At 65.5% G+C, this 23,351-nt stretch carries 25 protein-coding genes; 15 read left to right on the forward strand and 10 right to left on the reverse strand.

All coding sequences use genetic code 11. The features are described from left to right. Window positions 1-96: 96 nt before the first annotated feature. A complete protein-coding gene (locus SG26_RS08615) occupies window positions 97-2,145 on the forward strand; it encodes a helix-hairpin-helix domain-containing protein (RefSeq protein ID WP_050037361.1) in 2,049 nt (682 codons plus the stop codon). Window positions 2,146-2,239: 94 nt separating this feature from the next. Beyond that, window positions 2,240-3,367, forward strand: coding sequence for an ORC1-type DNA replication protein (locus SG26_RS08620; protein ID WP_008307001.1), 1,128 nt, complete (start codon window positions 2,240-2,242; stop codon window positions 3,365-3,367). A 43-nt stretch (window positions 3,368-3,410) separates the two neighbouring features. On the opposite strand, the gene SG26_RS08625 is transcribed toward SG26_RS08620, so the two are convergent. Continuing rightward, window positions 3,411-4,196 (reverse strand): hypothetical protein, encoded by a 786-nt coding sequence (locus SG26_RS08625; RefSeq protein ID WP_050037362.1) that lies wholly within the window; start codon window positions 4,194-4,196, stop codon window positions 3,411-3,413. Between the two features lie 167 nt (window positions 4,197-4,363). Here SG26_RS08625 and SG26_RS08630 point away from each other — a divergent pair, with 167 nt between their 5' ends. After that, window positions 4,364-4,750: a RidA family protein gene (locus SG26_RS08630; RefSeq protein ID WP_050007590.1), complete on the forward strand. Its 387-nt coding sequence runs from the start codon at window positions 4,364-4,366 to the stop codon at window positions 4,748-4,750. Between the two features lie 41 nt (window positions 4,751-4,791). Here the strand turns inward: SG26_RS08630 and SG26_RS08635 are convergent, their stop codons facing one another. Continuing rightward, on the reverse strand, window positions 4,792-6,261 hold the full coding sequence (locus SG26_RS08635) for an MATE family efflux transporter (RefSeq protein WP_050037363.1): 1,470 nt from the start codon (window positions 6,259-6,261) through the stop codon (window positions 4,792-4,794). An 84-nt stretch (window positions 6,262-6,345) separates the two neighbouring features. On the opposite strand from SG26_RS08635, the gene SG26_RS08640 reads away from it, so the two are divergent. Further along, a complete protein-coding gene (locus tag SG26_RS08640; RefSeq protein WP_014039161.1) occupies window positions 6,346-6,792 on the forward strand; it encodes a MaoC/PaaZ C-terminal domain-containing protein in 447 nt (148 codons plus the stop codon). On the opposite strand, the gene SG26_RS08645 is transcribed toward SG26_RS08640, so the two are convergent. Next, window positions 6,782-7,027, reverse strand: coding sequence for a ferredoxin (locus tag SG26_RS08645; protein ID WP_014039162.1), 246 nt, complete (start codon window positions 7,025-7,027; stop codon window positions 6,782-6,784). The two genes, SG26_RS08640 and SG26_RS08645, sit on opposite strands and share 11 nt — an antisense overlap. Before the next feature lie 116 nt (window positions 7,028-7,143). Here SG26_RS08645 and SG26_RS08650 point away from each other — a divergent pair, with 116 nt between their 5' ends. The 5 genes from SG26_RS08650 (at window position 7,144) to SG26_RS08670 (ending at window position 12,612) form a co-directional block, all read left to right on the forward strand. Next, window positions 7,144-9,540 carry an ATP-dependent DNA helicase gene (locus SG26_RS08650; RefSeq protein WP_050037364.1) on the forward strand — a complete coding sequence of 799 codons (2,397 nt, stop codon included), beginning with the start codon at window positions 7,144-7,146 and terminating at the stop codon, window positions 9,538-9,540. Beyond that, window positions 9,540-10,067, forward strand: coding sequence for a KEOPS complex subunit Cgi121 (gene cgi121 / locus SG26_RS08655; RefSeq protein WP_050037365.1), 528 nt, complete (start codon window positions 9,540-9,542; stop codon window positions 10,065-10,067). Before SG26_RS08650 ends, cgi121 begins: the two co-directional genes overlap by 1 nt. A 37-nt stretch (window positions 10,068-10,104) precedes the next feature. Next, window positions 10,105-10,392 carry a hypothetical protein gene (locus SG26_RS08660; RefSeq protein ID WP_050037366.1) on the forward strand — a complete coding sequence of 96 codons (288 nt, stop codon included), beginning with the start codon at window positions 10,105-10,107 and terminating at the stop codon, window positions 10,390-10,392. Further along, window positions 10,389-11,693: an NADH-dependent flavin oxidoreductase gene (locus tag SG26_RS08665; RefSeq protein WP_050037367.1), complete on the forward strand. Its 1,305-nt coding sequence runs from the start codon at window positions 10,389-10,391 to the stop codon at window positions 11,691-11,693. Before SG26_RS08660 ends, SG26_RS08665 begins: the two co-directional genes overlap by 4 nt. Window positions 11,694-11,769: 76 nt before the next feature. Next, window positions 11,770-12,612, forward strand: coding sequence for an alpha/beta fold hydrolase (locus SG26_RS08670; RefSeq protein WP_050007573.1), 843 nt, complete (start codon window positions 11,770-11,772; stop codon window positions 12,610-12,612). Here the strand turns inward: SG26_RS08670 and SG26_RS08675 are convergent, their stop codons facing one another. Continuing rightward, a complete protein-coding gene (locus tag SG26_RS08675; protein WP_008306979.1) occupies window positions 12,613-13,158 on the reverse strand; it encodes a MaoC family dehydratase in 546 nt (181 codons plus the stop codon). It abuts the gene before it with no gap. Between the two features lie 300 nt (window positions 13,159-13,458). On the opposite strand from SG26_RS08675, the gene SG26_RS08680 reads away from it, so the two are divergent. The 5 genes from SG26_RS08680 to SG26_RS08700 are packed head-to-tail and all read left to right on the forward strand — an operon-like array spanning window position 13,459 to window position 16,846. Next, complete coding sequence (locus tag SG26_RS08680) at window positions 13,459-13,761, forward strand: AbrB/MazE/SpoVT family DNA-binding domain-containing protein (RefSeq protein ID WP_050037368.1); 303 nt, start codon at window positions 13,459-13,461, stop codon at window positions 13,759-13,761. Window positions 13,762-13,768: 7 nt separating this feature from the next. Beyond that, a complete protein-coding gene (locus SG26_RS08685) occupies window positions 13,769-14,326 on the forward strand; it encodes a hypothetical protein (protein WP_050037369.1) in 558 nt (185 codons plus the stop codon). Between the two features lie 45 nt (window positions 14,327-14,371). Continuing rightward, window positions 14,372-14,917 (forward strand): poly(R)-hydroxyalkanoic acid synthase subunit PhaE, encoded by a 546-nt coding sequence (locus SG26_RS08690; RefSeq protein WP_050007575.1) that lies wholly within the window; start codon window positions 14,372-14,374, stop codon window positions 14,915-14,917. A gap of 3 nt (window positions 14,918-14,920) precedes the next feature. Further along, window positions 14,921-16,345 carry a poly(3-hydroxyalkanoate) polymerase subunit PhaC gene (phaC, locus tag SG26_RS08695; RefSeq protein WP_050037370.1) on the forward strand — a complete coding sequence of 475 codons (1,425 nt, stop codon included), beginning with the start codon at window positions 14,921-14,923 and terminating at the stop codon, window positions 16,343-16,345. 39 nt (window positions 16,346-16,384) lie between these two features. Beyond that, on the forward strand, window positions 16,385-16,846 hold the full coding sequence (locus tag SG26_RS08700) for a TIGR00725 family protein (protein WP_014039172.1): 462 nt from the start codon (window positions 16,385-16,387) through the stop codon (window positions 16,844-16,846). A gap of 8 nt (window positions 16,847-16,854) precedes the next feature. On the opposite strand, the gene SG26_RS08705 is transcribed toward SG26_RS08700, so the two are convergent. The 4 genes from SG26_RS08705 to SG26_RS08720 form a co-directional block, all read right to left on the reverse strand. Next, window positions 16,855-17,079 (reverse strand): hypothetical protein, encoded by a 225-nt coding sequence (locus SG26_RS08705; protein ID WP_014039173.1) that lies wholly within the window; start codon window positions 17,077-17,079, stop codon window positions 16,855-16,857. A gap of 304 nt (window positions 17,080-17,383) precedes the next feature. Beyond that, the gene (thsA, locus tag SG26_RS08710; RefSeq protein ID WP_008306969.1) at window positions 17,384-19,066 is read right to left on the reverse strand and encodes a thermosome subunit alpha; all 1,683 of its coding nucleotides are present in this window, start codon (window positions 19,064-19,066) and stop codon (window positions 17,384-17,386) included. Between the two features lie 146 nt (window positions 19,067-19,212). Next, entirely contained in the window at window positions 19,213-20,208 is a 996-nt protein-coding gene (locus SG26_RS08715; protein ID WP_044951571.1) for an ATP-binding protein, read from the reverse strand. A gap of 154 nt (window positions 20,209-20,362) precedes the next feature. After that, the gene (locus tag SG26_RS08720) at window positions 20,363-21,337 is read right to left on the reverse strand and encodes a DUF5784 family protein (protein WP_050037371.1); all 975 of its coding nucleotides are present in this window, start codon (window positions 21,335-21,337) and stop codon (window positions 20,363-20,365) included. A gap of 154 nt (window positions 21,338-21,491) precedes the next feature. Here SG26_RS08720 and SG26_RS21570 point away from each other — a divergent pair, with 154 nt between their 5' ends. Further along, a complete protein-coding gene (locus tag SG26_RS21570) occupies window positions 21,492-21,665 on the forward strand; it encodes a DUF5786 family protein (RefSeq protein WP_175055150.1) in 174 nt (57 codons plus the stop codon). Here SG26_RS21570 and SG26_RS08725 read toward each other — a convergent pair. Beyond that, window positions 21,652-22,386: a hypothetical protein gene (locus SG26_RS08725; RefSeq protein ID WP_014039177.1), complete on the reverse strand. Its 735-nt coding sequence runs from the start codon at window positions 22,384-22,386 to the stop codon at window positions 21,652-21,654. The two genes, SG26_RS21570 and SG26_RS08725, sit on opposite strands and share 14 nt — an antisense overlap. Continuing rightward, on the reverse strand, window positions 22,383-23,321 hold the full coding sequence (locus SG26_RS08730) for an NAD(P)H-binding protein (RefSeq protein WP_050037372.1): 939 nt from the start codon (window positions 23,319-23,321) through the stop codon (window positions 22,383-22,385). The genes SG26_RS08725 and SG26_RS08730 overlap by 4 nt, the downstream gene beginning before the upstream one ends. Window positions 23,322-23,351 lie beyond the last annotated feature (30 nt).

Below are 23,351 nucleotides of genomic sequence, written 5' to 3' on the forward strand. Positions count from 1 at the left end.
TTCAGCTGACGTGGTCGAAGCGGTGTCGGACGCCCACTCCGCCGCCGGAGCCGCTGGCAACGGGTTTTTTCTCGCTGGCGTCGAATGGGCGGGCAGATGGAGCTCGAATCGGTTCCGGGCGTCGGGGCAAAGACAGCCGCGGCGCTCCGGGAACTAGACGATCCGGAGGCGGCACTCCGGGACGGCGACGTGGCGTCGCTCGCACACGCACCGGGCATCAGCGAGGGTCGGGCCGCCCGCATCGCTCGCGGTGCGATCCGGGCCGAACACGACGACCCCGGTGGGTTCACCGCGACGAAACGCGCCCGAGAGATCCACGAGGATGCACTGGCCCTGTTGACCGAGCGGACAGTGACCGACTACGCCGCGAAGCGACTGGAGACGATCTATCCCAGCGGCGTCCGCAGCCGCATCGAGGAGGTCCGGGCGTTCGCCGAGTCGGCGATGGCCCGCGACCCCGACCCGGCAGTTCTCGACGCCCTGTCGGCCGTCGAACCGCTTTCTGAACCCGGCGACGTGCGGGTCCGGGACCGCTGTCTGGCGACCCGCGACGCCGAGCGCTACGCCGACGCGCAGGCCGCGATTCCGGAGGTCAGTGTCGAGGTCGTCGACGACGCCCGCCAGCTGGCCGAACTCGCCCGCTCGTACTCGACGGTCGTCGCGCTGGACGAGGCCTTCGCCGGTGTTGACGTGGATGGCGATGTCCGGGTAGAACCGAACGCGCTCGAAGAGCCCGAATCCGTCGTGCCCGAACGCGTGCTCACCTTCTTCGCTCGCAACCGCGACCGGATACGGGCCGCTGCCGAGGTCCACCGCGTCGCCGACCTCGATTCGCCGTGTGACCTGGAGACGCTCCTGTCGGCGCTCGACCAGCTCGACGAGGACGGGAGCGTCAGCGGCGACGAGGAGCTCGACCGCCTCGCCACCGCCGTCGACGACCTCGACGCGGCGGTCTCCACGGCTGAAAGCGTCGCCAACGACCACCTCCGGGAGGCCATCGAGGAGCAGGACGTGACCATCGAGGGGACGGACCTGCTGTCGCTGGTCGAACGCGGCGCGGGCGTCGACTCGCTGCTCCAGCGGGAACTGGCCGACGAGTACGCCGCCGCCGTCGAGAAAGCCCGCGACCACCTCGTCGACGCGCTGGCGCTCCGAGACATGGAGGCGACGGCGCGCCGGGCCTTCCCCGACGAGCCGGCCTACCCGGTCGAACACAGCGAGGACGTCGTCGCCCGTCTCCGCGAGGAACTGACCGCCGCGCGCGACCAGCGCGCGACCCGCCGGAAACGGGAGCTGGCCGACGACCTCGCCGAGATGCGCGAGGCAGCCGAGTCGCTGGTCGACGCGACGCTGGAACTGGACGTGGAGCTGGCCATCGCCCGCTTCGCCGCGGACTTCGACTGCACGATGCCGGACCTGACCGAGTCCGAGGGCGTCGCCATCGAGGGCGGGCGCTCGCCGCTGCTGGATGTCCCCTTCGAAACAGTCGAGCCCGTCGACTACGCTGTCGAGGGCGTCACCGTCCTCTCGGGGGTCAACAGCGGCGGCAAGACCTCGACGCTGGACCTCGTGGCGCTGGTGACGACGCTCGCCCACATGGGCCTGCCCGTCCCGGCGGAGTCTGCCCGCGTCGGCCGGGTTTCGGAACTCCACTACCACGCCAAGACCCAGGGCACGCTGGACGCCGGCGCGTTCGAGGCCACGCTGCGGGAGTTCGGGGACCTCGTCGCGGACGTCGATCACCGCAACCCGGGACGAGACGACGGTGCCGCTACCGACGGCCCAGCGGCCGGGACCGACGACCGCCCGGTGATGGTGCTGGTCGACGAACTCGAGTCGATAACCGAACCCGGGGCCAGCGCGAAGATTATGGCCGGCATCCTCGAAGCGCTCGGCGAACGACAGGCCACGGCGATTTTCGTCTCCCACCTCGCACGCGACATCAGCGAGGCCGCCGAGACCGACATCAGCATCGACGGTATCGAAGCCAAGGGGCTGGAGGACGGCGAACTGCGCGTCGAGCGCTCGCCTGTCAAGGGGAAACTTGCCCGCTCGACGCCGGAACTCATCGTCGAGAAGCTCGCCGACGACGGTGCCGACGATGCCGATGGGTTCTACAGTGATCTACTCGGGAAGTTCGAGTAGCGACGGCCGGCGAAACCGCGGCCCCTCGTGTACCTGTCACTGCTCGTGAAGCTGTGGCAAATGGTTAAGTGGGCCGCGAAGCTCGGTGAAAGTGATGAGCGACGACCCCGAGGACCGGATGCTCGGCTGGGACGAGTCCGTCTTTCGGGACGAACACGTCTTCGAAATCGACTGGCTCCCGGAGACGTTCAAACACCGGGACACCCAGATGGAGACGCTGAAGTACGCGCTCCGGCCGGCCGTCCGCGGGTCGCGCCCGCTCAACGTCATCGCCCGCGGACCGCCCGGAACGGGGAAGACGACGGCCGTCCAGATACTGTTCGACGAACTCACCGCCCAGACGGACGTGAAAACCGTGCGGGTGAACTGCCAGATGGACTCGACGCGCTATGCCGTCTTCTCGCGCCTGTTCGCCGAGATATTCGACTACGAACCACCGTCCTCGGGCATCTCCTTCAAGAAATTGTTCTCACAGATCACCGACAAACTGGTCGAGGAAGACGAGGTACTCGTCGTCGCGCTGGACGACGTGAACTACCTGTTCTACGAGAGCGAGGCCAGTGACACGCTGTACTCGCTGTTGCGCGCCCACGAGGCCCACTCCGGCGCGAAAATCGGCGTTATCTGTGTCTCCTCGGACCTCGAACTGGACGTCATCGACGCCCTCGATACCCGCGTCCAGTCCGTGTTCCGCCCGGAGGAGGTGTATTTCAACCCCTACGGACAGGCCGAAATCGCGGACATCCTGGGCGAGCGCGCCGACCGGGGGTTCAACGAAGGTGTCGTCGGCCCCACGGTGCTGGACCGCGTCGCCGAACTGACCGAGGAGCAGGGCGGGGACCTCCGGGTCGGTATCGACCTCCTGCGCCGGGCCGGGATGAACGCCGAGATGCGTGCCTCCCGCTCTGTCGAAACGGAGGACGTCGAGGAGGCCTACGACAAGTCCAAATACGTCCACCTCTCCCGCCGGTTGCGGGAACTGTCGGATTCGGAAACCGCGCTTGTGGAGGTCATTGCCGCCCACGACGGCCAGCAGGCCGGCGACATCTACGACGCCTTCTCCGAGCAGACAGACCTGGGTTACACCCGGTACTCCGAGATCATCAACAAGCTCGACCAGCTCGACATCATCGACGCCGACTACACCAACGTCGAGGGTCGCGGTCGGTCGCGGGAGCTGACGCTCAACTACGACGCCGATGCGGTGCTGGAGCGACTGTAATACAACGTCGGAAAACGTATTCTATCGGCAAAACGGAACCGAGTCAGTCCATCTTCTCGAACGTCGTTTCGGCCCACTGGACAGCGTAGTCAGCGCCGTACTCCAGATAGGCGTCGGTGTCGAGCGCGGCAAACGGCGCGGGCAGGTCGAGTCCGTGCTTGACGCCGCTACAGGTGAGTTCGGCGGCCGCGGCGAACTCCGTCTGGCCCTGGGCGATTTCGCTGGGGAGGTCTTCGAGGCGGGGCTGGAGGCGCTCGCCGGCATCCTCCCATGCCGCGTACAGCTCGGGGTAGTCGTCGGCCCAGTCGGCGAACTCCGCGCGGGTCTGGAGGCCCAGATACGCTGTGTACACCGCCGATGCGAGCTGGTACCGGGCGTTGGCGTCGAGGTGGTCCTCGGTGGCGGCCACGAACTCCGGGTAGCGCTCGCCGAAGAAGCCAAGGAAATGCTCAGGTTCGTCGAGACTGACCTCGACGAGCGCCTCGGCGATGAGAAACGAGACGAAGTCGTCCGGTGAGGTCTCCAGCCGCGGCTTGACAAACACGCAGGGCGGGACTGTCTGGTGTGTCCAGGCGACACCGCCGTCCCCCGGTATCCCGATAGTCAGGTCGCTGCCGATGTACTCCTGTAGTACCTCCGGGGCTGTGGTCGGCAGCCACGCACCGTCGTAAGAAATCTGGTCGAGGCTGTCAGTCACCAGCAGGAGTTCCTCGGCGACTGCGGGGTCCAGCGTCTCGAAGTCACGGTCGCAGTTCAGTACGAGTGTCTCCGGGGCGTAGGCCGCACGTACTGCCGGCAGTTCGCCGGTCAGTGAACGCTCGGTGAACATCTACGCCGAGAACAGGACGAGGTTGATGACGATGCCGATTGACAGCAGTGCTGACACGCCGATTGTTCCGAGGACGATTTTCGTGGCCTTGCTCATGCCAATGAGTATCTCGGGCCGGACATTAAAACTTGAGAAACGATTTTCGGGGTCCAAAGTGAGTGTTGAGTATGCGCCGCGAACGCACTTCGACGGGCACCGTCTGGGAACAGCAGGTTGGCTACTCGCGGGCGATACGCACTGGCGATACCGTCCGTGTCGCCGGCACCATCGCTACGGATGACGGCGGGGAGGTCGTCGCGCCGGGAGACCCGTACGAACAGACGAAACACGCCTTCGGTATCGTCGAGGACGCGCTCGCTTCTCTCGACGCCGCTATTGAGGACGTGGTCCAGACCCGGATGTACGTCACCGATATCGACGACCAGGAGCGGGTCGGCGAGGCCCACAGCGAGTTCTTCGGCGACGTGCGCCCCGCGGCGACGATGGTCGAGGTGAGCGGACTGGCAACACCCGAGGCCGTCGTCGAGGTCGAAGCCGTCGCGCAGGTCGAGTGACGCGGTCGACAGCGGGCCGGTGTGGCTGATAGCCTCCGGCGTCAGTCGTCTATCGCACCGACGCCCGACCGTCTGGCGACGTCGCGCCACCCGCCGGACCAGAACCGGCCCGCGTTGACCGCGGCCTTCAGGTAGAAGTCGCCGACGAGCGCAGCGAAGATTGCGGGTAGTCCGAGTCCGAGGCCCGGCGAGACGGCGATGTCGAGAACGGGAACTGTCACGATGAACGACGATGGGAGGGCGAGCGCGGCCACCGGGAGCCGGTAGCAGTAGCCGCCCAGAAACGTCCCGTACAGCGGCCAGCGGGTGTCACCAGCGCCACGAAGGCTGCCCCGCATCGTCCGGGAGATGGAGAAGCCGGCGACGAGCAGGCCGAAGACGCGGACGAACGCTGCCGCCAGATCGGGGTAGGCCGTCCCGAACAGGGCGACGATAGGGCGGGCAAACACCACGAGCAGGACCGCCGCGACGAGCTGGACGGCGAGCGCGACGCGAAGCGTCTGCCAGCCGTAGGCGGTCGCTTCCCGCTCGTCACCGGCCCCCAGCGACTGCCCGACCAGCGTCGACGCGGCGGTCGCATAGCCCCATGCTGGCATCAGCGCCAGCAGCATCACCCGGCGGCCGATGGCGTAGGCCGCGAGCGTCGGCGTCCCCAGCACGCCGAGGATGAACAGGAACGGGAAGCGGGCGAACGTCTGGAGCAGTCGCATTCCGGACAGCGGGAGCGCGACGCGGACGATTTCGCGCATGAGGTCGGCGCTGAACTGCGTCCCGCCGGGCCGGAGCGTGACGACGTAGCGCCCGGACAGCAACAGCCCGAGGAAAATCACCGCCGCGAGCGTGTTGGCGATGGCCGTGCCCCACGCCGCGCCGGCGATACCGAGTTCGGGGAACGGGCCGACGCCGAAGATGAGGACAGCGTTGAGCGCGACGTTCGTCGGCAGCGTGAGCAGGCGGACGTACATCGGCGTCTTCGTGTCGGCGCTGCCGGCCAGCGCGCGGGCGGCGACCATGCTCCAGAACCGCGGGGCCAGCGACAGCATCACGATAGCCAGATACGTCGCGCCGAACCGGATGGTCGCCGGATCGTCGGTGAGAACCCCCACCAGAAGATCCGGATAGCGCCAGCAGAGCGCCGACAGCGGGATGGAGATGAGCAACGCGATCCACAGCGATTGCTTGACAGCGAGGTTCGCGCGCTCGGGCTGGTCGGCTCCCTGCAGCCGTGAGACGACGCTTATCGTCCCGGAGGAGACCGCCAGCGAGAGCCCGAACCCGACGAAGTAGTACTGGAAGCCGAGTTCGAGGCCGGCGATAGCTGCGTCACCGAGCGCCAGCCCGACCATCAGGAAGTCGGCGAGGCGCAGCAGGATCCGGAGCCCGCCGGTGACCATCACCGGCGCGGCGAGATCTGTCGCGGCAGTCGCCTTCTCTCGGTCGACGAGCCCTGCACTGGCCAGCAATGCCGGGAACGCAGTCAGAAGACGACGGAGGCGACCACCAGTCGACATCGCTCTGACCTGGGAAGTCCAGCCCCCTGTGGGTTTCGGGACGAGGCCATAGACTTTTCTCCCGTAACGCCGACAGGCCAGCACATGCCTTCCGTCGAAGCCGGCGAGACGTTCACCGAGACGCGGACGTTCCAGCCCGAAGATGTCGACCAGTTCGCCGCCCTCTCCGGAGACGACCAGCCTCGCCACACGGAGCCTGACGGAGATGGTCGGCGGATGGTTCAGGGGCTGCTCACCGCGTCGCTGTTGACCAGTATCGGCGGCGACCTCGAAGTGCTCGCCTCGCAGATGGACCTGCAGTTCCAGCGCCCGGTGTACACCGGTGAGACGCTAGTCTGCGAGCTGACGGTAGTGAACGTTGACCCACGTCCCGACGCCGGCGTCGCTCTCGTGGGCGACGTGACCGTCCGGCGCAGCAATCGCGGCGACGAACCCAGTCAGGCCGACACAGCCGCGGCGAAATCGACCGATGGCGACACCGCTGACACCGTCGTGCTCGAAGCGACTGTCGAGGGAATAATCAGGGAATGAGCTGTTCGCCGTCGTCGTCGTAAATCGTGATGGCGTCGACCGGACAGGACCGGGCCGCGAACTTCGCGTCCAGTTCGGCGTCGTCGGGGACCTCCCGGACAAACACGTCCTCCTCGCGTTCCTCGCTGTCCGCCAGCACCGCCTTGCCGGCGTCCTCGTCGCGCTCGAAGGCGTCCCACTCGGCGACACACTGGAACATCCCGATACAGGTGTCGTAGTCGTACTCGACTCGCATACCTCGTGTTGGCCGCTCGCGGGCAAAGGCGTTCCCCCTCGGTGCTCGATCCGCCAGTGAGTCGATGCGGTTGCAGTGCGACAGTTTAAATCGGGGCAGGACCCAAGCGGGGTGTAATGGACGTTGCGGACCTGCCGGGCGTGCCCGAGTGGCTCCCGGACCACCTGCGCGACGACGGCATCGAGGAGCTGTATCCGCCCCAGGCCGAGGCTGTCGAGGCCGGCGTCACCGAGGGGGAGAATCTGGTCGCGTCGATTCCGACGGCGAGCGGAAAGACCCTCATCGCCGAGCTAGCGATGCTTTCATCGGTTGCTCGCGGCGGGAAAGCGCTGTACATCGTTCCACTGCGAGCGCTGGCCAGCGAGAAGCAGGCCGACTTCGAGGAGTTCGAACAGTACGGCCTCGATATCGGCGTCTCGACGGGGAACTACGAGTCCGAGGGCGGATGGCTCGCCGACAAGGACATCGTTGTCGCCACCAGCGAGAAAGTGGACTCGCTGGTCCGCAACGACGCGCCCTGGATCGAGGACCTCACCTGCGTCGTCACCGACGAGGTCCATCTGGTCGACGACGGGGAGCGAGGGCCGACACTGGAGGTGACGCTGGCGAAACTCCGGCGGCTCAACCCCGACCTGCAGACCGTCGCGCTGTCGGCGACCATCGGCAACGCCGAGGCGCTGGCGACGTGGCTCGATGCGGGGCTCGTCGACTCTGATTGGCGGCCTATCGACCTCCAGAAGGGGGTCCACTACGGGCAGGCGCTGCACCTCGAAGACGGGAGCCAACAGCGGCTTTCGGTACAAAACAACGAGAAGCAGACGGCGGCTATCGTCCGCGATACGCTGGAAGACGACGGGTCGACGCTGGTGTTTGTCAACTCCCGGCGTAACGCCGAGGCGGCAGCGGGCCGGCTAGCGAACACGGTTCGGCCCCACCTCAGTACCGAGGAACGGGACCAGCTGGCCGACATTGCCGAGGAAATTCGGGATGTGAGCGACACGGAGACGAGCGACGACCTCGCGGACGCCGTCGCGGACGGGGCGGCGTTCCACCACGCCGGACTCTCCCGGGGCCACCGCGAACTCGTCGAGGACGCCTTCCGAGACCGGCTGGTGAAGGTCGTCTGTGCGACGCCGACGCTCGCGGCCGGCGTCAACACGCCCTCCCGGCGCGTTGTGGTCCGCGACTGGCGGCGCTACGACGGCTCGGCGGGTGGGATGGCCCCGCTGTCCGTGCTCGAAGTCCATCAGATGATGGGGCGGGCTGGCCGCCCGGGGCTCGACCCCTACGGCGAGGCGGTCCTCATCGCGTCCAGCCACGACGAAGTGGACGAACTGTTCGAGCGCTACGTCTGGGCCGACCCGGAGCCGGTCCGGTCGAAACTCGCGGCCGAACCGGCACTGCGGACTCACATCCTCGCGACGGTCGCCTCTGGCTTCGCACGCTCCCGCAAGGGACTGCTCGAGTTCCTCGAACAGACGCTGTACGCCAGCCAGACCGACGACAGCGGCCAGCTCGAACGCGTCGTCGACGACGTGCTCACGTACCTCCAGCGCAATGACTTCTTAGAAATCGAAGCTGGCGAACTCGACGCTACCTCGCTGGGCCACACCGTCTCGCGGCTCTATCTGGACCCGATGAGCGCCGCGGAAATCGTCGACGGCTTGCGCGACTGGGAGCGGGGAGCAAGCGACAGCACGTCGGCGAGCGGGTCGCCGGCTGACGCGCAAGCGGAACCGCCGGCTGACAGCGGCTTCACGACCGCTAGTGAACTGGCCGAGGACGCTGACGAGGACGCCGACAGGGACCCCGACGATATCTCCGCGCTGGGCCTGTACCATCTCGTCTCGCGGACGCCGGATATGTACCAGCTGTATCTCCGCTCGGGCGACCGCGAGGAGTACGAGATGGAGCTGTTCGAGCGCGAAGAAGAGTTGCTCGGCCCCACGCCGTCGGAGTTCGAGGAGGGCCGCTTCGAGGACTGGCTCTCGGCGCTGAAGACCGCCAGACTGCTCGAAGACTGGGCCACGGAGGTCGACGAGGCCACCATCACGGACCGGTACGGCGTCGGCCCGGGCGACATCCGCGGGAAGGTCGAGACGGCCCAGTGGCTGCTCGGGGCCGCTGAGTCGCTGGCCAGCGAGGTCGACCTGGACGCCGCCCGGGCCATCAGCGAGGCCCGCATCCGCGTCGAACACGGCGTGCGCGAGGAACTGGTTGACCTGGCCGGCGTCCGCGGCGTCGGCCGCAAGCGCGCCCGGCGGCTGTTCCAGGCCGGCATCACCGACCGCGCACAACTCCGGGACGCGGACAAAGCCGTCGTGCTGGCGGCGCTCCGGGGCCGCCGGAAGACGGCCGAGAACGTCCTCGAAAACGCCGGCCACCGGGACCCGTCGATGGAGGGCGTCGAGCCCGCGCCCGACGTGGAGGTTGACCTCGACGACGGTGCGGATACCGACACGAACGCTGAAACGACAGCCAACGAAGATCAGTCGAGCCTGGGTGATTTCTGATGCGGGTCGTCGAGGGCACTGCCGATATCGACGACGTGGAGGCGTTCGTGGAGACGCTCAGTGCAATCGGCGACAGCCACGGCGTCACAGTGCAGGCGTTCGACGCCCGCTACGTCGTGGACCGGGCCCACCTCGAACTGGCTGTCGAACTCGCAACTCGTGCCCACGACCGGGGCGACGCCATTGCTGAGGATTTCGGCGTGGAGATCCTGCTGTACGCGGCCGGTCGCCGCCAGATCAACCGCGCGCTGACGATGGGCGTCAGCAAGGGGACCTGTCCCGTCGTCGTGGCCGTCGTCGACCCCGACTCTGGAGATACGCACGAAGGAAATGAGGGCGATGACGCTATCGCGGCAGCTGTGGACGAGGTCCGTGACCACCTCACGCCCCGGCCGACGCTTGGCGCGTACGACGAAGACCGCGTCCGGTCGTTCTTCGACGTGACGGACACCGAGCTCGCAGCGACGGCGGGCGGGATTCCCGATGCCGTTCGGGAGCGCGTCGCGTTGCTTCCGGTCGAAAAGTAGCGATAGAATTTTGACGATCTCTGTGCCATTCCCACACATGGATCCACAGCGGACGGCACGGCAGCGGGCCAGCGAACGTGCCCGCCGGGTCAAAGCGTCGGTCGACCGCACCACCGGCGGGGCCGCGTACCCGGTCCGCGTGGAGGAACTGGCAAACGAGTACGGCAGCGCCGACCCGCCCGCCGAGGACCTCTCGGCCGCGCTCGCGGGCAGCACCGACGGCGAGTTCGACTCGCCGACGGAGGTCCGGGCGGCGGTTCAGCAGGTGACACCACAGCACTGCGGTCGTACTGTGGCAACGTTCGACGAGCGCGAGCAGTCGTGACCGCGCTGGAGACGCCGCTGTCTCTCGGTGGCGTCGAGGTCTCCCACCGGCTGTACCGCGCACCGGTACTGGAGTGTGCCGGCAACGGCGAGGCCGCCGTCGACACGCTCATCGACGAACTCGAACCCACGGCAGCCTCCGGTGTCGGCCTCCTCTTTCAGGGGGCGAGCATCGTCACCGACCGCGGCGGCTGTGCCGCGCCGAACATGACGCGGGTCCACGACCCCGCCTTCGTCGAGCGGCTCGAACGGCTCACCGGGGCGATTCACGACCACGGCGGTCGAATCTTCCTGCAACTGGCCCACGGTGGTCTCCGGAGCATGGCGACGTGGCACACCGAGTACCGCCGACAGCACCCGGACCAGCGCCAGCTCGCCGTCAGCCGCCCGCCGTGGCAGCTCCAGATGCTTGACCGGCTTGGCCTGATTTCGCTCCAGCCGGATGTGCTCTCGACAGAGGAGGTATGGGCCCTGGCCGAGCAGTTCGGGCGCTGTGCCGGCTACGCCGTCGAGGCGGGATACGACGGCATCCACCTTTCTGCGGCGAACATGAGCCTTATCCAGCAGTTCCTCTCGCCGTTTTACAACCGTCGGAACGACCAGTTCCGGGACGGCGTCCGCTTCCTCGAAGCAATCCACGACGCCGTTCGGGAACACGCCGGCGACGTGCCGCTGGTCACGAAGGTCCCAGCTGAGACCGCTGCGCCGAGTTTCGTTCGACGGCATCTCACTCGGAGGGATGGCGTGGCTATCGCGACGCGAGCGGCGGCTATCGGCTATGATGGTCTCGTTCCGGTCGAGGTGTCCCCGTTCTGGGACATGAGCATTGTCCGTGGTGCGTTTCCGGACCGGGCCTGGGACGCGAGTGACCTGCAGGACGACTACGCAGCAGTCTTCGGCGGCCGACTACGAGCGCGTGCCGTTCAGTTGCTTAATCGCCTGCAAGCCTGCCGTTTCAGCCGCGACCCGGGGTGGAACGCCGACTTCTGCCGGGCGGTCCGCGAGCGCGTGGACGTGCCGGTTCTGCTGGAGGGCGGACTTCGGACGCGGGCCGACTGCGATCGGTTCCTCGGAGCGACTGGAACCGTCCCCGCCGCCGATGCGGTCGGAATGGCTCGCCCGTTCTACGCGGAGCCGCGGCTCGGCGCTCGCCTGCTCAAGGGCGCAGACGCGCTGTGTGAGAGCTGTAACAACTGCACTGTCCCGCAGGTCACCGGCGAACCGGGTCGCTGTCGGACGCCGGCTATCGTCCGCGAGCAGGCTCGACTCCGGCGGGACGGCGCCTACGAGCGACCCGAGTGACCGATTTCGGACGCTCCCGCCGTGATAACTGGGCGGATACAAAGGCTCATACGCCCTCGGTCCCGAACGAACGCCGATGACGACAGGGATTTCGTCCGAGCGCGTCGAACTGTCCGTCGACGGTGAGGACGTCGATATTCACTACCGGACCGGCGGCGAGGGGCCGCCTTTGGTGTTTCTCCACGGCATCGGGCTGGACGCCGCGACAGTTTCGTGGCGTCACGCACTCCCCGCACTCGCGCCGGAACGGACGGTGTACGCACTCGATCTGCCGGGCCACGGCGACAGCGACAAGCCAGACCGCGCGTACACGACCGACTATTACCTTGAGACCGTGGCCGAGTTCATCGACGCGCTCGGTATCGAGGAACCCGCGCTGGCCGGCCTTTCGATGGGCGGCGCAATCGCGCTCGGACACGCGCTTGACGGCGGTCCGGTCGAACGGCTTGTATTAGTCGACAGCTACGGACTGGGTTCCGACGCCTACTGGCGCACAGCGGCCAGCAGCGTCTTGCAGACACCGATACTCGGAAATATGCTCTGGCAGGGTGTGGGATCGTCCCAATCGGCGATCAGAAACAGTCTCCGAAGCATGGGTCCCGGGGAGCCACCCCAGCAACTGGTCGAGGACGTCGACAGCGCCGTCGACCGCCAGACCGTCCGGGCGATGCGGCGCTGGCAGCGCAGCGAGTTCCAGTGGTGTGGCTTCCGGACCGACTACTCCGACCGGTTAGCGGAAATAGACGTGCCGACGATGTTGATTCACGGGGCCGTCGACCCACTGCTCCCCCGTCGGTGGTCCGAGCAGGCGGCCGGGACGGTCACTGATAGCACGCTGAAAATCTTCGAGAACTGCGGGCACTGTCCGCCGCGGGAACACCCCGACCGTTTCAACCGGGCCGTTCGAGCGTTCTGCTGACTATTCTGGCAGGTCGTCGATGAGGACGACCGCTTCGCCGTCGATGACGACTTCGTCGTCTGCGAGGACGCGCGTGGTTAGCCGGTACTGTTCGTCGCCGAGGTCCTCGACGATCTCACACTCGGCAGTGAGTCGGTCGCCGATACGGACCGGGTTGTGGAACTCCAGGTCCTGTGAGAGATAGATCGTCAGCCCAGGCAGGCGTGCCAGGGCCGCGCTGATGAGGCTGCCGACGAGCGTCCCGTGGGCGATGCGGCCGCGGAAGCGCGTCTGCTCTGCGAACTCGTCGTCCAGGTGAAGCGGGTTCGTGTCGCCGCTCGCGGCGGCGAACTGTTGCACGTCGTTCTCCGAGATCGTCTTCGTGAAATCGACGTGGTCGCCGACGCCGAGGCGGCCCGGGTGGTCTTCGGAGATCGAGACGTGCCACTCCGGGAGGTCTTCGTCCGGCTCGATACGGTCTGCGGGCGTGACGCCGTTCTCGTCCTCCTGCTGGACGCCGAACGCAGCGAACGCTGCCCGGTTAGCTGCAACGACGCTGTTGAACATATGTGACGATGTTTCAGTCCATGTGTCTAACAGCGGGTTTCGTGGCGATTCAGAACTCATCTGTTCTGCTAATTTATTGGTCGGAGTATTAAACCTTGGTGTTGGTTTCGCCTCAGATGTCGGTAAATACCGTCTAACGGGCGTCAGACGTGTATTTGGGGTTGAAGTTATCGGTGCTACAGAGCGTAGCACGTCCCTCGACGCTCCTCAATCGGTAATACCATTCTCTACCAATCAATGGTATTCAATGGGTTTCAGCGGAAAGTTTATATTGTTGAGGAGAGTACATGTAGTTGACCGATGGCCGACGAGGATGATGGCCTGCTGTGGCCTCCGATGTTCAAGGGGATGCAACAGGCAAGCGAGAACGCGATGGAACAGCAACAGCAGCTGATGAAACAGATGTTCGCCAGCGGTGGCATGCCGAGTTTCGATATGAATCAGCTCGGTGCCATGAGCCAGATGGCGACGTTCAAGACCCGCGTGCAAAGCGGGGGTCGGATCAGCATCCCCGATGCGGAGCGAGAGGCGCTGGGCATCGACGAAGGCGATATCGTTCAAGCCGTCGTCCTCCCGGTCACTAACAACAACAACAGCGAGTAATCCAACAATGGTAGACTACACAACCCCCGTCACGACAGCGTTCGAGATGCAGCGTACCACGATCGAGCAGAGCCAGAAGGCGCTCGAACAGAGCGTTTCCTTCCAGAAGAACGTCAACAGCGCGGTCATCGACAGCCTCGACACGCAGGAGTCGGCACAGCGCCGCGGCGTCGAGCTTCAGCAGACCGCGTTCCACAGCTACCTCGACGCGATGGCGTCGACGATGCCCGGCATGACCGAAACCGTCGAACAGATCCGCGAGACCGTCGACGAGCAGTTCGACTTCCTGCTCGAGAACCACGCCGAGATATTCGACAACATGGAAACGGAGCTCGAAGAGGGCGCTGACACCTACGACGAGATGACCGACGAGTACGTCACCGCCGTCAACGATCAGGTCGATATGCTCGTCGAGGCCCACGAGGAACTCGAAGCGCAGTCTGTCGAGGCCGCCGAGCAGTTCGGCGAGCAACTCGAAGAAGTGCAGGAGCAGGTCGAAGAGATTCAGGAACAGGTCGAGGAAGTGCAGGCCGAAGCCGCCGACGCTGTCGACGTCGAAGCGTAAATACGACAGTCGGTTTTTTTGTGCGCCCGCCGCCGAGGTACTATTATGAGTAATACAAACGACATTCAGGAGGAATGGACGGAGATGGTTGAGGAGATGAACAACGCGGTCGCTGACTCGATGGAGCAGAACATGAAGGCCCAGGCGGCCTTCGTGGAGTCGTGGGCCGACGCCGTCGAGGACACGATTCCCAAAGAAGAGGACCTTGCCGACGGGATGGATGGCTACAACCGCGCCTACGAGGAGTGGATCGACGCCGCCGAGCAGATGGTCGAGCGCTCGACCGACGCCGCACAGGGCGAGGACGTCGACCCCGCCGAGTTCCGTGATATCTGGCTGCAGTCCGCCAACGAGGCGTTCAAACACGTCATGGGAACCTCGGCCTTCGCGGCCGCCAACGGCCAGCTCGTCGAGTCGATGATGGAGATGCAACAGGAGGCCGACGACCTGAGTCAGGACGCTCTGGAGCAGATGGGTTTCCCAACGCGCAACGATGTCGACGAAGTTGCTGAGCGGCTCATCGAACTGGAGCGCCGTCAGCACGCGGTCGAACAGAAGCTCGACCGCATTCTCGAACACATGGAAGAGTAACTCATGTCCAGTAACCCGTTCAATCCGTTCGAGGCCGCGCTCAACTGGCAGCGCAAGACGCTGGAGAACATGACCGACGCCGCCGAGACCAGTCAGATCGCCGACGAGCGACTGGAGCTGATGGAGTCCGTCGAAGTCGGCCAGACGCCCAGCGACGTCGTCTACGAGGAGAACAAGCTCGAACTCCTCCACTACGACGCCGAGGCCGCCGGCATCGAGGTCGCCGAGGAGGACAAGGAAGCCGTGCCGATTCTCATCGTGTACGCGCTCATTAACCGGCCGTACATCCTCGACCTGCAGGAAGAGCGGTCGGTCGTCCGACGCCTGCTTGAGGCAGGCCACGACGTGTACCTCATCGACTGGAACGAGCCGTCGCGGCTCGACCAGCACCTCACGCTCGATGACTACGTCAACCGATACATGGATAACTGCGTCGACGTGGTCCGCGAACATTCCGGTCAGGACGCGATCAACATCCTCGGCTACTGTATGGGCGGCACGATGTCGGTGATGTACACCGCGCTCCACAAGGAGAAAGTCAACACCCTGGGCCTGATGGCCGCTGGGCTGTGCTTCGATCACACCGGCGGCGTCCTCGAAGAGTGGGGCTCCGAGGAGTACTACTCCCCGCAGGACGTCGTCGATACGTTCGGCAACGTCCCCTCGGACATGCTCGACATCGGCTTCGCGCTGATGGACCCCGTCGAGAACTACGTCACGAAGTACATCCGGTTCGCGGAGAACATGGAGAACGAGGGCTTCGTCGAGAACTTCGGCCGCATGGAGCAGTGGCTCGGTGACGGTATCGACGTCGCCGGCGAGGCCTACGTTCAGTTCCTCGAAGACGTGTATCAGGACAACAAACTCTACAAGAACGAGCTTGAGCTCAACGGCAAGCACGTCGACCTGGACAACATCGACATGCCCGTCCTCCAGCTCATGGGCGAGTACGACCACCTCATCCCGCCGGAGGCCTCCAAGCCGTTCAACGACGTCATCGCCAGCGACGACACGCGAACCATCGAGTTCTCGACGGGCCACATCGGTCTCTCCGTCTCGTCGTCGACCCACGCTGACCTCTGGCCCGAGGTCGCCGAGTGGTACTCCGAGCGCAGCAAGGGGAGCGAGGAAGTCGACATCGAGGTCGAGTCCCCTGAAGACGACACAGTGGACCAGTCGGAATCCACTGATATCGAGGTTGACGCGACTGACGATGTCGATGCCGACGCTACCGAGGACGACGCCGACGCAGCCGACGAACCCGCCGACGTCGATAGCGTCTCCGGTATCGGCCCCACCTACGCCGAACGGCTGCACGCCGCCGGCATTCACAGCGTCGCGGACCTGGCCGAGTACGACGCGGCCGAACTGGCCGATATCGCCGAAACCACCGAATCCCGCGCGCAAGACTGGCTCGACCAACTGTAATCCGGCGGCGTTTTTCTGTTTCCCGTTGCACGACCAGCTATGCGCGTCTCGGTCATCGGCGGCTCGACAGTTACCGACGAACAGTACCAACAGGCACGCGAGGTCGGGAAACTACTCGGTGAGCACGGCCACGACGTCGTCTGTGGCGGTCTCACGGGTGTGATGGAAGCCGTCTGTCGCGGTGCGAGCGAGGCGGGCGGTCACACTCTCGGTATTTTACCCGGCGAGCGCCGGGCCGACGCGAACGACTACGTCCAGACAGCTATCGCGACGGGGATGGGAAACGCCAGAAACGTCCTCGTCGTGATGAACGGCGCGGCCGTCATCGCCGTTGACGGCGGCACCGGAACGCTCTCGGAACTCGGCCACGCCCTCGACATAAATCGCCCAGTCGCCGGGCTCGGTACCCACCGCCTCGACGGCGTGGCCGACGGCGACGCCATCGAACACGTCGACACCCCTGCCGAGGCTGTCGCATACGTTGAGTCTGCCGTGCAGTAGCCGTCGTTTCAGTCGAGTAGCCGTCTCAGTACCGCCGCAACAACGAGGTTCCCAACGCCAAGCAGCCTGACCCGACGATGGGCCCCGTCCTGTGGCGTGAACTCCACCGACAGCACCCAGCGATAGCCCAGCCGCGCCAGCGACAGTAACAGCCCCGGAACGAGCAGATGAAGCGCGCCCGCTAGTGCTGTTCCGACCCACAGCAACCGCCGTTCGGTCCGTGTCAGGTCCATACCGACTCAAAGGGATACGTCGGTTTGACCGTGGCGTCTACTTCGTGATAGTAGGATTCTTAGGGGCGAGACGGCGTTCACCGCGGCTACGCTATCGTCATAGCGTCGTTATCCACCTATACTGAAAACAAAAATAGAGAATCGCACCGATTCTTCACGAGGTCGACGGGCGAGGCAGGCATCCGCGGCCGAAGGCCGCGGTTCTCGGAATCGCCGCTTTGCGGCGATTCCGCCTTTTTCGCCCACGTTTTTGCGCGGGGGTTGAGGGCGCGAAGCGCCCGAGGCCCCTGCGCAAAAAGGTGGCTTACATCATGCCGCCCATACCGCCGCCCATGCCGCCCATGCCGCCGCCCATTCCGCCGGGCGCGCCGCCTGGGCCGCCGGGTCCGCCTTCGTCCTCGTCGTCGTCGCCCTGGCCACCCTTGAGGTCGCCAGCAGCGATGACGTCGTCGATGCGGAGGATCATGACGGCTGCTTCGGTTGCGCTTTCGACGGCCTGGGTCTTGACACGGAGGGGCTCGACGACGCCGTCCTCTTCCATGTCGACGACCTCACCCGTGTACGCGTCAAGCCCGGAGGTGACTGCGCCACCGTCGTGCTTGCTTCGGAGGTCGACCAGCGAGTCGATCGGGTCGAGACCGGCGTTCTCCGCGAGAGTGCGCGGGATGACGTCGATGGCATCGGCGAAGGCCTCGACGGCGAGCTGCTCGCGGCCACCGACGGAGTCGGCGTGGTCTCGGAGACCGAGGGCGAGCTGCGTCTCGGGGGCACCGCCGCCGGGCAGGACCTTGCCGTCCTCCAGCGTAGCGGCGACGACGCCGAGCGAGTCCTCGATGGCGCGCTCGACTTCGTCGACGACGTGTTCGGTGCCGCCGCGGAGGATCATCGTGACAGCGCGGGCGTCCTCGACGTCCTCGACGAAGATGCGCTCGTCGCCGGCGATGTCCTTCTGGGCGACGGAGCCGGCGAAGCCGAGGTCGTCGGCTTCGATGTCGTCGATGTTCGAGATGATGCGCGCGCCGGTCGAGCGCGAGAGCGCTTCGATGTCGGACTTCTTGGCGCGGCGCACGGCCAGAATGCCTTCCTGAGCGAGGTAGTGCTGGGCCATGTCGTCGATGCCCTTCTGGCAGAAGACGACGTCAGCACCGGCTTCTTTGAGCTGATCGACCATCTCCTTGAGCTGCTCTTCTTCCTGGTCGAGGAACTGCTGGAGCTGGTCGGGGTCGGTGACGTTGACTTCGGTGTCGAGTTCCGTTTCCGGAACCTCGATGGCCGTGTCGAGCAGGGCCACGTCGGCGTCCTCGACGGCGAACGGCATGTTGTCGTGGACGCGTTCCTTGTCGACGATGACGCCTTCGACGAGTTCGGACTCATCGGTTGCGCCGCCGACGACGGTTTCGATCTGGATGTTGTCTGTGTCGACGCTGCCGTCGTCGTCGACGACGGACTGTGCGGCGCGAACGACGAGTTCGGCGAGGATGTCCTTGGAGGACTCCGCGCCCTTGCCGGTCATCGCCGTCGCGGCGACCTTTTCGAGGGTCTCCGTGTCGTCGGCGTCGACGTCGATGGCGTTGTCCTCGAGAATCTCCTTGGCCTTCTCTGCGGCCTGGCGGTACCCCTGAGCCAGGATGCTGGCGTGGATGTCCTGGTCGAGGAGTTCCTCGGCCTTCGAGAGGAGTTCGCCGGCCATGACGACCGCCGTGGTCGTGCCGTCGCCCACTTCGTCTTCCTGGGTCTGGGCGACCTCAACGATCATGTTGGCGGCGGGGTGCTCGATGTCCATCTCGTCGAGGATGGTGACGCCGTCGTTCGTGACGACGACTGAGCCCGAGTTGTCGACGAGCATCTTGTCCATGCCCTTCGGACCCAGTGTCGTCCGAACGGCCTCGGCGACGGCCGTCCCGGCCGTGATGTTCATCGACTGCGCGTCCTTTCCGGATGTCCGCTGGGACTCCTCGGAAAGTACAATCATGGGCTGGTTGCCCATCTGCTGTTGAGCCATAGTCAAACGATGATTGAATGTGATTCTATATAAAAGCTGTGGTGCCGGACGCTGTATCGCCCGACTACATGCCACACTCGTCGGTGTGATACCGTATCACGTAGGTGGTTTATATACCCTTTCAGGGGCGCTCAGCGGCCCATTCCGAACCGCCGGTGGCGCAGTTCGGGGGTAATCTGGATGCGAGAGATGTCCTGGCCGGTTCGGTACCAGACAAACGCCGCTCTGGTGAACAGTTCGCGACACTCGATGCGGACCTCACGGGGGTTGCCCTCGGTCCGCTCGTGGATGTCCTCGATTGCGGCCCGCGTAAACAGGTCCGGGGCCTGCCCCTCGTAGGGGTCGCCCCGGAAGTACGCCAGCGAGCGAGCGGCGTACTCGGCCACGTCGTCCGGCGAGAACGGGTCGATGCCCTCGTAGTAGCGAAGCCGTGAGTCGAGCGTTCCCCGGATCTCCGCCACCCGCCGCTTCCCCTCCGGTGTTCCGGTGAGGAACAGCCGGACGCCGGCGTCGCCGGCCACCTGCAGCGGCGACAGCAGGTCCGCCTCCAGCACCTCGATTTCGTCGACGACCAGCAGAAGCGTCTTGCCGTCCTCGCGTACGCGACGGACGATTTCGTGGACGGCGTCTTTCGCTTCAGCGGTCGCCCACGGAATCCCGTCTCGGACCTGCGAGTAGTTGCGCTGGTCGATGGAGTAGCCCGCGGCGTAGGCGGCGGTTAGCACCGTCTGGTACAGTTTTCGCGGCGTCGTCTCGCGTGGATTGTCCAGATGCGTGATGACAAAGCCCTCGTGTTTCGAAAGGTCACGCAGGACGATTTCCCGGAAGGCCGTCTTTCCGGTGCCGTAGGGACTCACTAATCCGATGTGCTGGTCCTGCAGGAGCCAGGACGTGACCTGATTCAGCATCTCGGTGTCGTGGCGGACGTACAGCGGCTCGGGCATGTGGTCCAGCCCGGCTTCCTCGGTAAACGGGAGGTCTGTCACGGTATCGGCGGTCCCGCCCAGCGCCTCGCCGAAGGCCAATAGTCGCTGTTCGACCTCCTGCAACTGGTCCAGTAACACGCCGGCGGTGGCGCTCTCGGAACGTTCTTCTTCCTCGGACCGGAGCGATTCGAGCCGGTCCATTACCTCGGAAACCGACTGACCCGCGCCGCTGGTCCCCGATTGCTCTGTGTCGTCCACCACGGCTATCTCTCTCAGTGTTGCCCGTCCGGCGCGTTATATGTTACGCCCCGAATTTCGGGGAAGATAACGCGACCTACCGTCAGTTGCGAACTGACTACAACGGGAGCGGGAACGGAACCGAGCCGTAGGCGTACCCTTCCATGCTGCCGTCCGGCCGGGCGCGGAAGACGATGGTCGGCGAGTAGCCGACATCGGGCTGTTCGCCGTAGACCCGCCGCCAGTCGTCGTCCGGGAAGGAACTGCAGTCGACGACGAGGACGGCTCCGGGGTGGGCCGCTAGCTGGTCGCGAGTCTTCGCGTCACCCGATGCTTTGACCGCGGCGATACCGGTGTTGACCTGCCGTCGGGACGGCGGCCGTGGGCGGGTGACCTCCACGAGCGTGTCCTCGACTCGGAAATCGACGGAGTGGCCCGAGTTCAGTTCGACCTCGGGTCTGATGTCGTTGCCCGCGTCGACGAGCAGTTTGGCGACGTTGAACTCGCCCATCGTCGCTCGCATCCGCGAGAGGTCAAAGCCCTCGCTGGTCCCGAGTTTGCTCGCCATCGTGTAGCGGTAGTCGTCGAGTTCGCCAGTCGCGAGGAAGTCGTCGTAAAACGCCAGCCCGTCCGCCCGGTCGGCGTCCGGGAAGCCGCTGGCGTGGTCCCGGAAGAACGTCCGTGTCGACTCCCGGCCGTCCTTCGAGAGAAACACGGGCAGGAAGAAGTGCGCCAGCGTCTCGTACTCGGTGAGCCACGGGTCCTCCACCTCTAACTGGGCGAACAGCTCACGCTGGACCCACTCGCTAATCTCGTCGGGCACCTCGTCGAACGTGTACTTCTCCGTTCGCCACAGCGTCTCCGGGGTCTCGGTGTTCCCGACCCAGTACGCGCGCTGGCCGTTCCAGCAAAACAGCGCCAGATCGCCGTTGTCCATCTCCAGTCGGCGCGCGGCCCACCCCTCCGGCGGGGCGAACCACGGACCGTTCATCGTCGCACCGAAGGTGTTCTGCAGCGGTGTCAGCAGGTCTGTCCGGACCCGCTTCTCGCTCCATCGCTCGTTCGACCGTCGCAGACGTAAGGGACCAGCCACAGGGCCGTGTAGACGGTCAGTGGTCTTGGGCGTTCCGCCCTATCGAGACACCCCGGTTCGGACTGCTCGCACACTCTGTAGGTCGTGTGGTACGGTTTCTGGGACCACCGTTACATTGATAGTCACTACCAGCCAAGTTTCACCGTGGTAACCTATGTCGATGGGAGCGTACGACGACGACGAACACGAACGCCGTGAACGCAAGAACAGCGAGGTCGACCTGTCGGAAGACGACGACCGGAGCACGTACCACGGGAGTGTTGACTACGACGGTGACGAGTCGACAAAAGAGCTGCTCGACCAGTTCAAGCAGATCAACTCTGACTGACGGCGGCCGTTCTCGACCGGTAGCGCAATAGCCCGACAGAGGCGGCCGTCACGGCTGTGACGGCTATCACATGGCCGACCAGCGCCGCGAGCAGTACCGGCTGGTCAAGCACGAACGGAACGAGCACGAGCTGGAGGACGCCAAAGCCCCAGATCTCCAGGTCGGCCCGGATGAACACCCGCGCCGTCTCGGGGTCGAACCGGTAGCGCGCTGATCGCCACAGACCCGTGACGCTGGCCCACCAGCCCGTACCGATACGGTAGCTCACGTCCCAGAGGATGAGTAGGGTCAGATACACCACCAGTACCGGCGGCTCCGACCCGAACAGTTGGCCCAGAAGTGGCGTCGAGCTGACCTGCGGGTCGAAGACGAACAGGTGGGTGAGCAACGCCACGTACGCGAGGACGGACAGCACGACCTCGACGTTCGAGGCGAACAGCAGCGCGCGGTAGGTCGGTGGAACGTCGATACGGCGGATAAGCGTGCTGATTCGGAGCATCTCGGCGCTTCCGATGGTGGCGACGAACACGACGACCGTTCCGGCGATTGCGGCGCTCCAGACCTCGTAGTACCACGACAGAGCGACGATGGCGACCTCGAAGATGAGGAGCTGTATCGCCATCGCTGCCCACGTCGGTAGCCGAATCCCCGGCAGCGCGCCGATGATGCTCTCGTACACCCACGTTTCGCCGTATTCCGGACGGGCGCTATCCCCGCTCATCTGCCTGCACCACCCGTGGCCGCGGCCGCCTGCGCCGTTTCGCGACTCCGCGGTTCACTGAGGGCCAGCCTGACCGCGTCCGCGAACGGCGTCAGGTCGACGGCGAACTGTGCCTGAGCGGCCTCGGTGTCCGCGACCACTGGCGTCTTCAGCCCGTGGATGAGCGGCCGGGCGACGCTCGATGGCACGTCGGTCAGTAGACCGACCCAGTACGCAGACAGCTTCGGCGTCAGCACCGGTATCGGCACGATTTTCGGCTCGCCCGTGCCCATGATTCGCCCTGTCCGCCGCAGTATCTCCGCGTAGGTCAACACCTCCGGGCCGCCAATCTCGTAGGTCTCGCCGGCCGTCTCCGGCGTGTCGAGCACGTCGACCAGGTACGCGATGACGTCGTCGATAGCGATTGGGTGGCAGTCCGTGCGCACCCAACGCGGCGTCACCAGCACTGGTAGCCGCGTCGTCAGTTCGCGTATCATCCGAAAGCTCGCTGAGCCCGCGCCGATGATGATGGCCGCCCGGAACGTCGTCAGGTCGTACTCGCCCTCCTTGAGGAGGAACTCGACTTCGCGGCGCGACCGGAGGTGCTCGGACAGCGTCTCGTCGTCCTCGCCGAGGCCGCCGAGGTAGACGACTCGGTCGACGCCGGCCGCGTCGGCCGCCCGACGGAAGTTCCGCGCAGCGCGCCGGTCCCGCTCGGCGTAGTCGGTCCCGGCACGCATCGAATGGATGAGGTAGTACGCGACGTCGATTCCGGCGAGGGCGGCGTCGAAACTGCCCGCGTCGAGCAGGTCGCCTGTCGCCACGTCGACGCCGTCGGGCGGGGCGTACTCGCTCGGGTCGCGAACGAGCGCGCGGACGCTGTGGCCGGCCGCGAGGAGCGCCGGGGCGAGGTGGCCCCCGACGAACCCCGTCGCACCGGTCACGAGGACGTGCATACCCTTCCTGCAGGACGGGACGGGGTTAAA

Source organism: Haloarcula sp. CBA1115 (assembly GCF_000827835.1).
GTDB lineage: Archaea > Halobacteriota > Halobacteria > Halobacteriales > Haloarculaceae > Haloarcula > Haloarcula hispanica.